The sequence below is a fragment of the Alicycliphilus denitrificans genome, from assembly GCF_044792555.1.
GTDB classification, from domain to species: domain Bacteria; phylum Pseudomonadota; class Gammaproteobacteria; order Burkholderiales; family Burkholderiaceae_C; genus Alicycliphilus; species Alicycliphilus denitrificans_A.
In genome coordinates, this window is record NZ_CP126238.1 from 2220886 (window position 1) to 2234301 (window position 13416).

Genomic DNA, 13416 nt, shown 5'->3' on the forward strand with positions numbered 1-13416 from the left:
GTCAAGTGGTGGCGACCGAATCCGCGAGGTCTTCCAGAATCAGCGGATACAACTCGCGAACGATGTAGCGCTTCAGACAGCGATGGATTTCCTTTTTCGACAGCCCTTCAGCGGTGCGCCTGGCAACGTATTGCAGGGTGCGCGCATCGCTTCGAATTCGGACCATGGCGATGGTCCACAACGCGTTGTTGGCCTGTCTCTGGCCGCCACGATTGAGCCGGTGTCTATTCCGGTAAGCGTCCAATCACGCTACGTTGACGGTGTTCGGCATCTCCTTGTCGGTGGTCAGCACGGTGGGGGTGGCAGGGGTGGCGGTCGTTGACCAGCCGATCGACCAGGTCAGCGCCTGGTCCGAACGAAAAAACCGGCTGAGCCGGCTCTTCGTTGGAAGCGACTGGGGTCAGTAACGGCCACCGCCGTAGCCGCCATTGCCATAGCCAACGTCCTCTCGCGTTCGGGCCTTGAAACCGGCCGCACCGTAGCCAGCCGAACCACGGCTTTCTTCACGAGGACGGGCCAGGTTCACGACGATCGAGCGTCCATCCACGGACATGCCGTCCAGCGCTTTGATGGCGGCCTGGGCGACGTCCGCAGACGCCATCTCCACAAAACCGAAGCCCTTGGAGCGGCCGGTATCGCGGTCCATCATGACCTTGGCGGACGAAACGCTGCCGAACTCGGCAAAGTTGCTTTCCAGGATGGAATTGGTCACGGAGTAGGGCAGGTTGCCCACGTAGATTTTGCTGCTCATGGAAGAGCCTTTCTCAATGATGGCGCACCACGTAGGGCGCACCGTGGGAAGCGGGTATGCGGATCGGAATTCCGGCGCAACGGGGAAGGCTGGCGTGGATCTGCGTCGAGCAGACCATCAGCACGCCGGGGGATGCACCATACACGTTTGCAGCCAGCCCTGGGTGACGGCAAACATCCGGGCGGCTTCGCGCGAGGCGAAGGCTTTATCGAATCGGAATACGCGGCAGTAGCTGCCGTTTCCCTGTGACCGATGGATCGAGAAGGAGGCGCGGAAGCGGCCGCAGTCGGTCGGGTGTGTCGCGGGCGAAACGACGTACTGGCCCATGGATATAGCGGACTGTGAAATCTAGTGCATTCAGGACCGCAGGCTTGGATCAACCTGCGTGAGCATCAGGGACTCGGTTGGCTGCAGCTCGACAGACCAACTGGGCGACCAAGGTCGCAAGAGGCACGCAGCATCGTTCGGCTTGCCGCCTATGAGCATGCGTTTCGGATGGAGAGCCCCCGTCAGGAACTCTCTCTCTGCAACCCACCAGAGCGCGCCAAGCACGCTCTTGAGACTGCGCTCCAGTGAATCAGTAGCGATTGCCGCCGTAGCCGCCAGCGCGGGGAGGACGCGCCTCCATCGGCTTGGCGACGTTCACGACCATGTCGCGGCCGCCCAGATCCTGCCCGTGCAGGGCTTCGACGGCGGCATTGGCTTCAGCGGCGGTGGACATCTCGACAAAGCCGAAGCCCTTCGATCGACCGCTGTCGCGGTCCATGATGACCTTGGCGCTGTTGACCGACCCGAACGCACCGAAAGTGCGCTGCATGTCGTTGTCGCTGAAGGAGTAGGGCAGGTTGCCCACGTAGAGTTTGTTTTCCATGATGTCTCCATTGAGGAAGGGGCCGCGCAACAACATGCCGTGCGGTGCACAACGCCAGAGAACATCGAGAGGGATTCAGACAACGACGCGGCGGGCTGCAAATCCGCCGGAGGGGAAAGTAAGACCTGAAGAGCGACGATCTATTGAACGTCCAGCAACGCGCAGGTTAGCACGTTATGAACTTTCGTGCAATGCAAGTTCGCGCTTTCATCGCGATGGCCGGCTTGGAGCTGGAATCAGGAAGGGATGAGGCGCGCTGCTTTGGTCAAACCAAGTGGTCAGGCGCCTGCCTGCCACGGACCCAAAGTCGAGTTCACCTGCTGCCGGTCTGACCTGTGGTGAGCATCTTCAAACGCACGTCCAACAACCATCACAAACTGGTTTCATAGGAGGCCGATAGCTGAGTCAAGTTAGGCTGGCTGTAGCTCGCTGTTCGGTTTCTGGCGCGCCGCAGGCCTCGGGGGCACATAGCCCGCGTCAAACGTCGTCTCCCGCGTCATCAGGCACCACAGGATTCTGGCGTTCTTGTTGGCCAGCGCCACGGCCGCTTTCTGCCAACCCGCACGGGCCTTGAATTGCACCAGCCACTGGCTGAGCCGATCACTGCGCTTGGCAGCCGTGTTCACAGCGGACTTGGCCTCCTGAATCAACAAGGTCCGCAGGTACTCATCGCCACGTTTGGTGATATTCCCGAGACTGGTCTTACCGCCGCTGGAAATCAGTGCTGGACTAGGAAAGTCCCTTCGTATTCGTTTTGGGATGGTCGCGCAACGGCCAGAAGCCGTCGTGGTGAGAGCGCGTAGCGGTTTCCGTTTCTGTTTAGGGTTGTGAGATACCTGCCCGGAGACTGGCGCTGAGGGATGTTCGGCGACGACCTTAGGGCAGGTGTCTCACAACCCTAAACAGTAGCCGCCATCAGCAAGATAAGACCGCTCCGGGGCACAGAACATCGAAGCCGTTGAGGGCGTCAGTCCCCGAGAATTGGGCAATCAGCAAGTGATGAGATCCGTGTGCCCGAAGCCCTTGGAGTAGTCAAGGATAGAAATGACCAAAGGCGTTACGCGGAACAGCCGCACCTCGTCTGGGGTCGGCATTTTCATTGGAAGCGGCTTCGCCTCGGGGTATTTCAGCGGCAGCATGCGCAGGACTTTCTCCGCTTCGGCGCGATCAGTCACCGCCTGTGCGCGTGCGGCCATGGACAGGCCGGTGATGGCCATCAAATCCGCAGTGTCGTGATCAATCGTCAGTGACAGTCGATCATCCTGCGCCAGGTTTTTTGCCTTCTGGCTGTCCAGCCCGCAGAGGAAATACAGGGTCAGGCCCTCATTCACGTAGCCAACCGTCGTTGCCTGTGGCCAGCCATCCGGCCGCAGCGTTGCAACCGTCATGATCCGGTGCTGATCCAGCAGCGCCAGGATTTTCCGTCTGATTTCGTTGTCCATGAGTTGCCTCCTCGATCACCAACAGAAATAGCCGAACACATTGTGCGCTTGTTCAAACGTGCACCCTTGGCCTTTGCAAGGGCCAAAGACATGGCCCCAGCCCGCTATTTGGCAGGTTACATCACCAGTCGTGTGCGAACTCGTCCGACAGCCCAATCGGCAGCGCATCGGGCACAGCCATGCCGCGCTGCTCAAAGGTGGCCTTGATCGCTTGGGCCAGGAGATCGGTGTCCAGGATTTCTCGTTCCAGCAGCACCGACAGATCGAAGTAGTCTTTCAGGCGGCTATTGGTCATGCCCAGCAGGGCGATGGCGTGGAGTTTTTCCGCGATGTCCGTGTACGTTGGGTAGGCCCACAGCCGGGGCGCGGGCAGGTCGTCCAGCAATACCGGATAGACCGAATCCACCGGCGCAGGTGTGACGGCATCGCCGAAACCAACGTCGATTTGGCGGGCGGTGACAGATCAATTAGAAAAGCTCGATTTTCTTTTCCTGCGCAGCTGGCCTGTGGCCGCGCTCCAGCAGCGATTCTTCGTAGGCGTTCTCGGCGTTCGCCATGGCAATTGCCTCGGGGCGGTGGATGGCAGTACGGCGGCAAAAGGCATCACCCGTCAGCGGATCGAGCACCACCTTGCGCGACCATGAGCCTCCGAAATCGGCGGCCACCAGCGCGATACCCTCGCGCTGCAGCCATTCGCGCGCAAACTCGGCGTTGCGCGTACCAATGGCCATCTGGATGGAGTTGACCACATTGCCCCCGCCAAATGCCTTGGCCACCAGGCGGGCGGGCGAGGCACCGCGCGCGTACATGGCATTGCGCAGCACCTCCATGGCATAGTCGCCGTGCAGCACGGTGTCGTCATCATCGCCACTGCGGCGGCCGCCGCTGGGCAACAAAAAATGGTTCATGCCCGCCAGGCACAACTGCGGGTCGTAGAAACAGACGGCCACGCACGAGCCCAACAAGGTAGCGATGGGGCGCTCGCGCTCCACCGCCCAGCCTCCAGGATTGATCACCCGCGCCACACGCTCCAGGGCGCGCCCGGTGGAGCCCGCGGGGGACGGATCCTTGGGTGCCGGGCACACCGGGATGGCTCGGTCAACGGCCATATGCAATGATCTCCTGGGCGATTCGATCGAGCGGCACCACCTTGGCCACGCCGCCCATCTCGATCGCCACCTTGGGCATGCCGAAGACCACGCAGGTCGATTCGTCTTCTGCCACGGTCAGCGCGCCGGCGTTGTGCATTTCCTTCATGCCATGCGCGCCGTCGTCGCCCATGCCGGTCATGATGATGCCCAGCGCGTTGCGCCCCGCCACCTGCGCCACGGAGCGAAACAGCACATCCACCGACGGTTTGTGCCGGTTCACCACCGGGCCGTCGCGCACCTGCACCAGGTACTGTGCGCCGCTGCGCTGCAGCAGCATGTGGCGCCCGCCCGGGGCGATCAAGACCCTGCCGGGCAGCACGCGGTCGCCGTCCTGCGCCTCGCGTACCTCCATGGCGCACAGGCTGTTCAGGCGCTGGGCAAACAGGGCGGTGAATTTTTCCGGCATGTGCTGCACCACGACGATGCCGGTGCTGGTGCGCGGCAGTTGGGTGAGCACTGCTTCAAGCGCCTGCGTGCCTCCGGTGGAAGTGCCTATGGCCACCACTTTGTCAGTGGTGTCGTGCATGGCACTGCTGCCGGTGCCTGCAGGGTTTTTCGCCGCCAGCACGGCATCAACTGCCAGCCTGGGACGTGCCTGGGTGCGCACATGCCCCATGTTGGCGCGTGCTGCGGCGCGCACGGCGGCGACGATGTCGTTGCCCGCATCCTGCAAAAACTGCTTCACGCCCAGCGCAGGCTTGGTGATGATGGCCAGCGCCCCGGCGGCCAGCGCCTCCATGGTGGTGGCCGCGCCCTCTTGCGTGAGCGAGGAGCACACCACGGTAGGCGTGGGCCGTTCGGCCATGATTTTTTTCAGGAAGGCGATGCCGTCCATGCGCGGCATCTCGATGTCGGTGACGATCACGTCGGGCCACTGCTGGCGCATTTTCTCCAGTGCCGCCACAGGATCGGGGCAGACGGCGATGACCTCGATGTCGCTCGCGCGCGCCAGCGTCTCGCGGTTGACCTGGCGCACCACGGCGGAGTCGTCCACCACAATCACCTTGATCTTGGCCACGGCGCTCACGTTGTTGCCGGCGCGGGTGGCAGGCGGTAGATGGTCGGTCGCACGAGCTTTACCTTGTCGCTGATGCCGTTCAGGCTCTCGGAATGGCCCACGATCAGGTAGCCCCCGGGATGGAGCTTTTGCACGATGCGCGCCACCACTTCGCGCTTGGTGTCGTTGTCAAAATAAATCATCACGTTGCGCAGGAACACCACATGAAAGCGTCCGATGTCGGGCAGCGTGGTGTTGAGGTTGATCTGCATGAAGCGGGTGTGGCGGCGCAGTTCCGGGGCGATCAGAAAGCTCCCCTCCTGGCTGCGTACGCCCTTGAGGCAGTATTTGTGCAGGTACTCGGTGGGCAGGCCGCGCGTGCGCTCCAGCCAGTAGTGGCCGCGCTCTGCGGTGGCCAGCACCTGGGTGCTGATGTCCGAGCCCAAAATGCTCCAGGCGCCATCCACCCCCAGGCAATCGGCCAGCACCATGGCCAGGGTATAGATCTCCTCGCCGGTGGAGGCGGCCGCACTCCAGACGTCAAAAGACTGGCGCGGCGGGTGCTGGGGCACGATGGCGCCCCGCAAGTAATCAAAATGCGCCTGCTCGCGGAAAAAATAGGTCTCGTTGGTGGTCAGCAAGTCCACCATGGTCTGGCGCTCTTGCGGGTCTTTGCCACTTGCCACCACATCGTGGTACTGGCCAAAACTCTTGAGCTGCAGCGCGCGCAGACGCTTGCCCAGGCGGCCCACCAGCAGCACCTTCTTGGAGTCTGCCAGGCTGATGCCGGCGATCTCGTAGATCAGGCCCTGAAAGCGCGCAAACTCCTTGTCGGTAATGCTGAGGTCGGCCATGCAGGATTGGGGGAAATAATAAAGCTATATCTTTAATAGCTTGCAGCGCTTTTCGTATAAGGGTGTAAGCCGTTTTTCATCAAAACTCTATTGGCGGCCTTGCTTCATGCACGGTCCGCGCTCTCGGCCTGGCCCTGGCCGATCTGCGCCAGCACCGCCATTTCATCGACCGACAGCACGCGTTGAATGGCCAGGATGATGACGAACTTGCCCGCCACCTTGCCCATGCCGGCGATGAAGTCGGCGCGAATGCGCGCGCCGAAGGAGGGAGCCGGTTCGATCTCTGTGTCGGGGATCTCCAGCACCTCGGAGACGGCATCGACCATGATGCCGATATCGTGTTTTTCGTCATCTTGCTGCACCTCGACGATGACGATGCAGGTGCGCCGCTGGACAGCGGAGACCTTGCCGCTGAAGCGTGCGCCCAGGTCGATCACCGGCACCACGGCGCCGCGCAGGTTGATCACTCCCCTGATGAAGCTGGGCATCATGGGGATTTCGGTCAGGTTGTCGTACTCGATGATTTCCTTCACGTTCAAGATACCGACAGCGAACATTTCGCTGCCGACGGTGAACGTGAGGTACTGGTGGGTGTCGCCGCCCTGTCTGAGCTGGGCGGCAGCACCCGCGCCACGCGGCGACGGGTTGGACTGGTGCATGGGGTCGTTCCTCGGGCTGGTGTCGGTCGGGTCAGTAACGCTCGAAGTCCTGCTCATTCACGGTCAACGCCGGCAAGGCCTTGCTGTAGCCGACCGAACGCGGCGCCGCTGCCAGCACTGGGCGTGCAGGCTTGCGTGCCGTGCCAGCGCTGCTGCCGCCATGCCCATGCCCGTGTCCGGCGGCATCGACGGCGAAAAAGCTCATCAAATCCTGGAGCTGCCCGGCCTGGCCGCCCATTTCCTCGGCGGTCGCCGCCAGTTCCTCGGAGGCCGAGGCGTTTTGCTGCGTCGCCTTGTTGAGCTGGCCCATGGCGCCGTTGATCTGGCCCACGCCCTGGGTTTGCTCCTGGCTGGAGGCGGCAATCTCCTGCACCAGGTCGGAGGTCTTGCGGATCGCCGGCACCATTTCACTCAGCAACTGTCCCGCCTGCTCGGCCAGTTTCACCGAGCTCGAAGCCACCTGGCCGATTTCCTGCGCCGCCACCTGGCTGCGCTCGGCCAGCTTGCGCACTTCGGCCGCCACCACGGCAAAGCCTTTGCCGTGTTCGCCGGCGCGCGCCGCCTCGATGGCGGCATTGAGCGCGAGCAGGTTGGTCTGGTAGGCGATGTCGTCGATGATGCCGATCTTGTCGGCAATCTGCTTCATGGCCTCGACGGTTTCCTTCACCGCCACGCCGCCCTCCTGCGCCTGCTGCGCCGCCGAGGTCGCCATGTGGTCGGTGACCTTGGCGTTTTCCGAGTTCTGGTTGATGCTGGCCGTCATCTGCTCCATGGAGGCCGTGGTTTCCTCCACCGACGCCGCCTGTTCGGACGAAGACTGGCTCAGCGACTGCGCCGTGGCCGAAACCTGGCCGGCAGCGCTGTTCAATGCATCGGCTGCGACGTTGATCTGGCCAATGGTGTCGGCCAGCTTGGCGATGGTGTTGTTGATGGCCTGCTTGAGCGCGCCAAAGTCGCCGTTGTAATGCGCGCTGATAGTCTGGGTCATGTCGCCATGCTCCATCGCTGCCATCACGCGGCGCACGTCGTTGATCGGGCCGACGACGTTGTCCAGCGTCTCGTTCACCCCCTCGACGATCTTGCGGAAGTCGCCCTGGTGGCCAAAGGCCTCGGCGCGGGTATCCAGGCGCCCGGCCACGGCCGCTTCGGACAGCATGCGCGCATCGGCCACCAGCTTGTTCACCGCGTCGATACAGGTGTTGAGGTTGTGCTTGATGGTGTTGAAGTCGCCGTTGTAGGAGTCAGTGATCTTGGCCGGGATGTCGCCCTTGGAGATGCGGTCCACATAGTTGGCCGCCACGTTCAGCGGGCCGATCACCGCGTCCAGCGTGGCGTTCACGCCAGCGACGATTTTTTGGTATTCGCCATGGTACTTGGAGGCATCGGCGCGGGTGGCAAGCTTGCCTTCCACCGCGGCCTGGGCGAGCTGGCCCGCTTCCGTGCTCATGGCCTTGACGGCATGCACCGCCTTGTCCAGCGCAAGCAGCACCTGGCCGACCTCATCGCGCGCCGAGGTGTCGATCTGCATGGCGAAATCGCCAGCGGCGATTTTTTCAGCGATCTTGACCGCCTCACCCACAGGGCGGGTGATGCTGCGGGTGATCAACCACCCCAGCAACATCGCCAGCAGCATCGCCACGGTGGACAGACCCAGCACCAAGGTCTGGGCACCTGTGACCGTGGCCTCGGAAGTCTTGCCGGATTGCTGCATCAGCTCGGTCTGGAACTGCACCAGGCTGGCGACCGCATCCAGGTACTGGCTCTGCGTCGTGCGCAGATCGCCGGTAATGAGAGCGCCAAACTGCTCTGACGAGGCGCCCTGGCGGATCATCTCCATCGCCCGGTCCTGCTGGGCACGGTAGGCCGTGCGCTGGTTGTGCAGCGTTTTGAGCTTTTCCTTGCCGGCGTCGCTGTGGATAGTCGCGTCGAGCTTACTCAGCGCGGTGTCGATGATCTTGCGCTGCACTTCGATCTGGTCCAGTGCTTTTTTCTTCTCCGCGGCATCAGGAATGATGTGGGCATTGCGCAATTGCCGGGCAACGACGTTGATGGCGCTGGAGACTTCGTTGGCCAGCAACACCTTGGGGAATTTGTCATGCACCATGTCCTGCACTTCATTGCCCAGGATGGCCAAGCGGGTGTAACTGATGGCGGCAATGACCACCATCAGCAGCAAGGTCACGGCAAAGCCGATGCCCAGACGGGTGCCGATCTTGAGGTTGTTCATTTTTCTATTCCTATGGGGTGGCAAATGAAGGTTGGACGGGGGTGGTGGTGCCATGGGATGCGGCGGGGGGCACCTGGCGGCTTTCTTCGCGCTGGGCCGCCAGGTGGGTCAAGGCCTGCACATCCAGGATGAGGGCGACCTCGCCCGAACCCAAAATGGTGGACCCCCCAATGCCACGCAGGTGGCGAAAGAGCTGGCCCAGCGGTTTGATGACGGTCTGGAATTCGCCCAGCAGCTGATCGACGACGATGCCCGCCTTGTAGTTGCCTGCCGCAATGACGACCACGTTTTCGCGGGCCGGCGGCTGGCCTTTGATTTCAAAGAAATCACGCAGGCGAATGAAGGGCAGCACCTCGCCGCGCAAATTCAGCATGGCCCCGCGCGTGTCCTGGGCCTGCAGCTCCAGGCATTCGACGACCGCATCCAGTGGAATGACGTAAGACGCCGGCCCCACCGCCGTGAGAAAGCCGTCGATGATGGCCAGGGTCAAGGGCAGGCGGATGGTGAAGCGCGATCCCTGGCCCGCCCAGGTCTTGACCTCCACACTGCCGCGCAGCGCCTGGATGTTGCGCTTGACCACATCCATGCCCACACCGCGCCCGGAGAGGTTGCTCACCGACTCGGCCGTGGAGAAACCGGCCTCGAACACCAGGTTGACGATTTCCTGCTCCGTCAGGCTGTGGCCCGCCTGGATCAGGCCGCGCTCGATGGCCTTGGCCTGCACGCGCTCGGCGTTGATGCCGCCACCGTCGTCGGACACCTCGATGACGATGCTGCCCGAATCGTGAAAAGCATTCAACTCCAGCCGCCCGCGCGCGGGCTTGCCCAAGGCCGTGCGCACCTGGGGCAGCTCGATGCCGTGGTCCATGGCATTGCGCACCAGGTGCATGAGCGGGTCACCGATTTTCTCCACCACCGACTTGTCCAGCTCGGTCTCGGCGCCGGAGATCACCAGCTCGATGTCCTTGCCGATCTCGCGCGCGGTATCACGCACCACGCGGTTGAAGCGGTTGAAGGTCTCGCCAATTTGCACCATGCGCAGTTGCAGTGCCGAGTCGCGGATGTTTTCCACCAGGCGCGAGAGCACCGAGGTGGCCTCCATCAGCGGCCCTTGCCCGCTGCGGCGCGCCAGCAGGCTGGCCGAGGCGCCGGCAATCACCAGTTCGCCCACCAGGTCGATGAGCTGGTCCAGCTTGTCGGCCTGTACGCGGATCAGGCGCGCATCGGCGCTGCGCTTGTCCTGCACCTGCTTTTGGCGTGCGGCGGCGGCCTCGACGATTTCGGGCTGCACCACCTTGCGCTCGACCAGGATTTCACCAATGGGAGGAGAGGGCGGGGCGGCCGTTGCGCCTGGCGTGTGCACCACCTTGTCCTGTGCATCGCGCTGCTGGTGCAGCCCAGCGTCGAGCTCTTCGCGCGTGAGCGCGCCCGAGCGCACCAAAATCTCGCCCAGGCGCAGCGGCTCTTCGGGCAACTGGGCAATGAGCTGCAGGTAGTCGGCCACCCTGCTGTGTGGCGGCAGGATGCGCAGCTCGCAGTCATCACGGCAAAAGGCGAAGACGTTTTCAATCTCCTCCTTGCCGGCACGCGAGTGCAAGGTGATTTCAAAGCCCAGATAGCACGCTTCGGCGTCCATCTCCTGCGCAGCAGGCATGGCGTCGGACAGCGTGGTCAGGTGCGTCACCTCGCCCAGTTGCTGCAGGTAGCGCAGGAAATTGAGCGGATCCATGCCCAGCTTCAGCACATTCGGGCCGAAGCGGATGGAGATATGCCAGCCATCCGCGGCGGCTGCAGCGCCCGCACCATCGTCATTGCCTTCGCCCGCGGCAGGGCCTGGCTGGACGACGCCGGGATCTGCGCTGCCGTGTGCCGCCGTGCCGCCTTGGCTGCCGAAGGCGCGCAAACCATCGGCCAGCCCTTGGCCGGCCCGTGCCAGCACGGGGTCTTCCTCGGTGTTTCCCTGCTCGACGATGCCCAGCAAGCTGCCAATATGGTCACAGCCCTGCAGCAGCAGGGTGATCATCTCGCTGCTGACCGCCAGCTCGCCGTTGCGCAGCCGGTCGAGCAGGTTTTCCAGCACATGGGTAAAGCGCTCGATGTGGTGCAGCTCGACCACGCCCGAGGCGCCCTTGATGGTGTGCGCGGCACGAAAGATGGCGTTGAGCAGGTCGGCCTCGGTGTCGCCTTGCTCCATGCGCAGCAGGCCATCCTCCATGGCGGTGAGCTGCTCACGCGCCTCCTGGATGAAGACGGCGAAAATCTCTTCCATGGCCCCTCCCTTTCAACTTCCGTTTTGGGCCAACCCGAAACGGGCGCCCAGGCGGCAAAAATCAAGCACCTCGCGCACGGCGCCGCTCACGGCCGTGATGTGCAGCCGCCCGCCCAGGCGCTGCACCTCACGCTCCAGCAAGAGCAGCAATTGCACGCCAGAGGTGTCGATTTCAGGTACCTGCGCCAGGTCCAGCTCGATCACCTGCCCGTCTTGCAGCCCATCGAGCAGCCGGGTTTTCAGGTCACTGGCGTCGTAAATCGTCAACGGCCCCTGCAATACCAGGCGCTGCAGGCCCGGTGCAGGGGTGTGCAAGCTGATGTCCGTCATGGCGCAATTCCTGTCAGCGGGATCAAAAAAGCTCAATCTTGGGTTCGCCGCCGGGGGCGGCCGGCATTGCCGGGGCCTTGGCGGCCGATGGCGCCAGGCCTGCGTCCGCATCGCGCACGGCGCTGCGGTGGTCGCTGCGCTGGGTATGCATGACATAGCCGCTGTAGATCTCATCGAGCTGCTCGGACAGCGGGCGCAGCTCTTGTCCTGAATCGCCCAGATCCTGCAGGTGGTCGGCGAGCTGCTGGGCATGGCTGTCGAGCCGGGTCAGCGCAGCCATCACATGCTCGATCTGCTGGCGCGTCACGTCCTGGAATTGCACGCTGGCCAGCATGTCCATGAACATCGCCGTCAATTGCTGGCTCGATTCGTGGATTTGCCGCATCACCTGGGCGTCGTTATGCGCCATCTCCTGGTAACTGCGCCCCAGCTCGCCCAGTTGGGCAGAAAAGCTGTGCAATGCGGCGCGCTCGGCCTCGATGTCGTTGTGCTGAAGCCTGTGCTGGTACTGCTGCTCGATCGCCTCAACCACGCTCTGTATGCCGTCGTTGATCTGGCCCACCGCCCGGTCAGTATCCTGGGCGAGCCTGCGCACCTCGCCCGCCACCACGGCAAAGCCACGCCCCGCCTCGCCCACGCGTGCCGCCTCAATGGCGGCATTGAGCGCAAGCAAATTGATCTGGAACGCAATATCGCGGATCAGGGCCACCAGGCTGCCCAACCCGCGCCCTTGTTCGGCAAATTGCTGGGAGCGTTGCTGTTCGGCCTCGGCATCGCGCACCCGCTGGGCGATGTAGCGCTCCAGTTGTTCGATCAGGCGCTGGTTGTGTGCGATGCGCTCCCCTGAGGCGTCGATGATGCCGATCGAAGCCTGGTTGTTGCGCTCGACAAGCTCGTTGAGCCGCTCGACCACGCTGTCGATGTCACTCAGCCGAGCGATGATGTCAAACGAAGCCTTCTCGGTTTCTTGCACCACCGAGCCCAGTTGCGTACGCACCACGGCATTGAACTGGGGAATATGCTCCAGCTCCTTGCCCACGCGCCGTGCGGCGGCCGCGCGCGTCTCCACCCCCAGACGCCAGTTGCGATAAAGCACCATCGCCACCAGGCGCTGCGCGGCAAACGAGACCACGACGATCACGGCGGTGCCAACCGCTGCCCCCACAGGGCTTGAAAAGCCCAAGAGCGGTAACAATTGCCGCTCAAACCATTCGTTTAAAAAATAGACGCTGGCGGCCATGCCCAGCGTCACCACCGCCAGCACCAGCGCCAGCCGGCGCACCTGGACCGCGTCGTCCATGGCGATTACCTCATCACCAGCTTGATGGTGTTGAGCAGGTCGGTGGCCGTCACCGGCTTGACCAGCCAGCCCGAGGCCCCGGCCGCCTTGGCCTCCATGCGTTTGGCCTGCTGTGATTCGGTGGTCTGGAACAAGATGGGCATGAAGCGGTACGGCGCCAGCTTGCGCACCTCTTTGATGAACTCGATGCCGTTCATTCCGGGCATGTTCAAGTCGGTGATGAGCAAATCCACCGGCAGACGGGTGGCAAATTTTCTCAAGCCCTCTTCGGCGCTGGCGGCTTTTTCGACCTTGTAGCCAGCCTTGCCCAAAATGCTGGAGACAGACAACAGCAGGGTGGCGGAATCGTCCACCAGCATGATCGTTTTCATAGCGGACCCTCTTCAAAGGCCGTGCGAAGAGGCTGCAACATGAACATATTGGCTTTTACAAAATGTTGAAATTGCGGCTCATCATAGCAGGGGAAACCCGCTTTTCAGGTCCGGTGAACGAGATCATCGTCATCGGAATTGACGCTAAAAATATAGCGGCATACGATTGCTCCGTAAGCGTTTGGACGGTTTTC

General features: G+C 62.7%; 15 protein-coding genes and 3 pseudogenes. 1 reads left to right on the forward strand and 17 read right to left on the reverse strand.

From position 1 onward, the window contains the following. Position 1: 1 nt before the first annotated feature. Positions 2-226 (reverse strand): annotated as a pseudogene (locus P7644_RS10515) (IS110 family transposase); the annotation flags it as partial. Positions 227-260: 34 nt separating this feature from the next. On the opposite strand from P7644_RS10515, the gene P7644_RS10520 reads away from it, so the two are divergent. Then, positions 261-407 (forward strand): hypothetical protein, encoded by a 147-nt coding sequence (locus tag P7644_RS10520; RefSeq protein WP_404298908.1) that lies wholly within the window; start codon positions 261-263, stop codon positions 405-407. On the opposite strand, the gene P7644_RS10525 is transcribed toward P7644_RS10520, so the two are convergent. The 16 genes and pseudogenes from P7644_RS10525 to P7644_RS10600 all read right to left on the reverse strand — a co-directional run bounded on the left by P7644_RS10525 (position 401) and on the right by P7644_RS10600 (position 13222). Beyond that, positions 401-751 carry an RNA recognition motif domain-containing protein gene (locus P7644_RS10525; protein ID WP_404298910.1) on the reverse strand — a complete coding sequence of 117 codons (351 nt, stop codon included), beginning with the start codon at positions 749-751 and terminating at the stop codon, positions 401-403. The two genes, P7644_RS10520 and P7644_RS10525, sit on opposite strands and share 7 nt — an antisense overlap. 117 nt (positions 752-868) lie before the next feature. Further along, positions 869-1078, reverse strand: a complete 210-nt coding sequence (locus P7644_RS10530; protein WP_404298911.1) for a hypothetical protein — start codon at positions 1076-1078, stop codon at positions 869-871. A gap of 250 nt (positions 1079-1328) precedes the next feature. Continuing rightward, entirely contained in the window at positions 1329-1622 is a 294-nt protein-coding gene (locus P7644_RS10535; RefSeq protein WP_404298913.1) for an RNA recognition motif domain-containing protein, read from the reverse strand. A 410-nt stretch (positions 1623-2032) separates the two neighbouring features. After that, positions 2033-2248 (reverse strand): hypothetical protein, encoded by a 216-nt coding sequence (locus tag P7644_RS10540; RefSeq protein WP_404298915.1) that lies wholly within the window; start codon positions 2246-2248, stop codon positions 2033-2035. 42 nt (positions 2249-2290) lie between these two features. Next, positions 2291-2383, reverse strand: a pseudogene (locus P7644_RS10545) (hypothetical protein); the annotation flags it as partial. Positions 2384-2611: 228 nt separating this feature from the next. Then, positions 2612-3064, reverse strand: coding sequence for a pyridoxamine 5'-phosphate oxidase family protein (locus P7644_RS10550; RefSeq protein ID WP_404298916.1), 453 nt, complete (start codon positions 3062-3064; stop codon positions 2612-2614). Positions 3065-3191: 127 nt separating this feature from the next. Next, positions 3192-3512, reverse strand: a pseudogene (locus P7644_RS10555) (nucleotidyl transferase AbiEii/AbiGii toxin family protein); the annotation flags it as partial. Between the two features lie 19 nt (positions 3513-3531). After that, positions 3532-4173, reverse strand: coding sequence for a chemotaxis protein CheD (locus tag P7644_RS10560; protein ID WP_404298918.1), 642 nt, complete (start codon positions 4171-4173; stop codon positions 3532-3534). Then, complete coding sequence (locus P7644_RS10565; protein WP_404303176.1) at positions 4163-5233, reverse strand: chemotaxis response regulator protein-glutamate methylesterase; 1071 nt, start codon at positions 5231-5233, stop codon at positions 4163-4165. Before P7644_RS10565 ends, P7644_RS10560 begins: the two co-directional genes overlap by 11 nt. A 5-nt stretch (positions 5234-5238) precedes the next feature. Then, positions 5239-6066, reverse strand: coding sequence for a CheR family methyltransferase (locus P7644_RS10570; RefSeq protein WP_404298920.1), 828 nt, complete (start codon positions 6064-6066; stop codon positions 5239-5241). 104 nt (positions 6067-6170) lie between these two features. Beyond that, positions 6171-6725, reverse strand: coding sequence for a chemotaxis protein CheW (locus tag P7644_RS10575; protein ID WP_404298922.1), 555 nt, complete (start codon positions 6723-6725; stop codon positions 6171-6173). Positions 6726-6756: 31 nt separating this feature from the next. Next, positions 6757-8952, reverse strand: a complete 2196-nt coding sequence (locus P7644_RS10580) for a methyl-accepting chemotaxis protein (protein ID WP_404298924.1) — start codon at positions 8950-8952, stop codon at positions 6757-6759. A 10-nt stretch (positions 8953-8962) separates the two neighbouring features. After that, positions 8963-11221 carry a chemotaxis protein CheA gene (locus P7644_RS10585; RefSeq protein WP_404298926.1) on the reverse strand — a complete coding sequence of 753 codons (2259 nt, stop codon included), beginning with the start codon at positions 11219-11221 and terminating at the stop codon, positions 8963-8965. 12 nt (positions 11222-11233) lie between these two features. After that, positions 11234-11551, reverse strand: coding sequence for a lipid asymmetry maintenance protein MlaB (locus tag P7644_RS10590; protein ID WP_404298928.1), 318 nt, complete (start codon positions 11549-11551; stop codon positions 11234-11236). A gap of 22 nt (positions 11552-11573) precedes the next feature. Then, positions 11574-12851: a methyl-accepting chemotaxis protein gene (locus P7644_RS10595; RefSeq protein WP_404298930.1), complete on the reverse strand. Its 1278-nt coding sequence runs from the start codon at positions 12849-12851 to the stop codon at positions 11574-11576. 5 nt (positions 12852-12856) lie between these two features. Continuing rightward, positions 12857-13222 carry a response regulator gene (locus P7644_RS10600; protein ID WP_404298932.1) on the reverse strand — a complete coding sequence of 122 codons (366 nt, stop codon included), beginning with the start codon at positions 13220-13222 and terminating at the stop codon, positions 12857-12859. Positions 13223-13416: the final 194 nt, after the last annotated feature.

Coding starts and splice junctions, on each gene's coding strand:
- P7644_RS10560 (WP_404298918.1), bottom strand. CDS start 4,173: ATGGCCGTTGACCGAGCCATCCCGGTGTGCCCGGCACCCAAGGATCCG.
- P7644_RS10595 (WP_404298930.1), bottom strand. CDS start 12,851: ATGGACGACGCGGTCCAGGTGCGCCGGCTGGCGCTGGTGCTGGCGGTG.
- P7644_RS10530 (WP_404298911.1), bottom strand. CDS start 1,078: ATGGGCCAGTACGTCGTTTCGCCCGCGACACACCCGACCGACTGCGGC.
- P7644_RS10590 (WP_404298928.1), bottom strand. CDS start 11,551: ATGACGGACATCAGCTTGCACACCCCTGCACCGGGCCTGCAGCGCCTG.
- P7644_RS10525 (WP_404298910.1), bottom strand. CDS start 751: ATGAGCAGCAAAATCTACGTGGGCAACCTGCCCTACTCCGTGACCAAT.
- P7644_RS10585 (WP_404298926.1), bottom strand. CDS start 11,221: ATGGAAGAGATTTTCGCCGTCTTCATCCAGGAGGCGCGTGAGCAGCTC.
- P7644_RS10600 (WP_404298932.1), bottom strand. CDS start 13,222: ATGAAAACGATCATGCTGGTGGACGATTCCGCCACCCTGCTGTTGTCT.
- P7644_RS10575 (WP_404298922.1), bottom strand. CDS start 6,725: ATGCACCAGTCCAACCCGTCGCCGCGTGGCGCGGGTGCTGCCGCCCAG.
- P7644_RS10550 (WP_404298916.1), bottom strand. CDS start 3,064: ATGGACAACGAAATCAGACGGAAAATCCTGGCGCTGCTGGATCAGCAC.
- P7644_RS10580 (WP_404298924.1), bottom strand. CDS start 8,952: ATGAACAACCTCAAGATCGGCACCCGTCTGGGCATCGGCTTTGCCGTG.
- P7644_RS10535 (WP_404298913.1), bottom strand. CDS start 1,622: ATGGAAAACAAACTCTACGTGGGCAACCTGCCCTACTCCTTCAGCGAC.
- P7644_RS10570 (WP_404298920.1), bottom strand. CDS start 6,066: ATGGCCGACCTCAGCATTACCGACAAGGAGTTTGCGCGCTTTCAGGGC.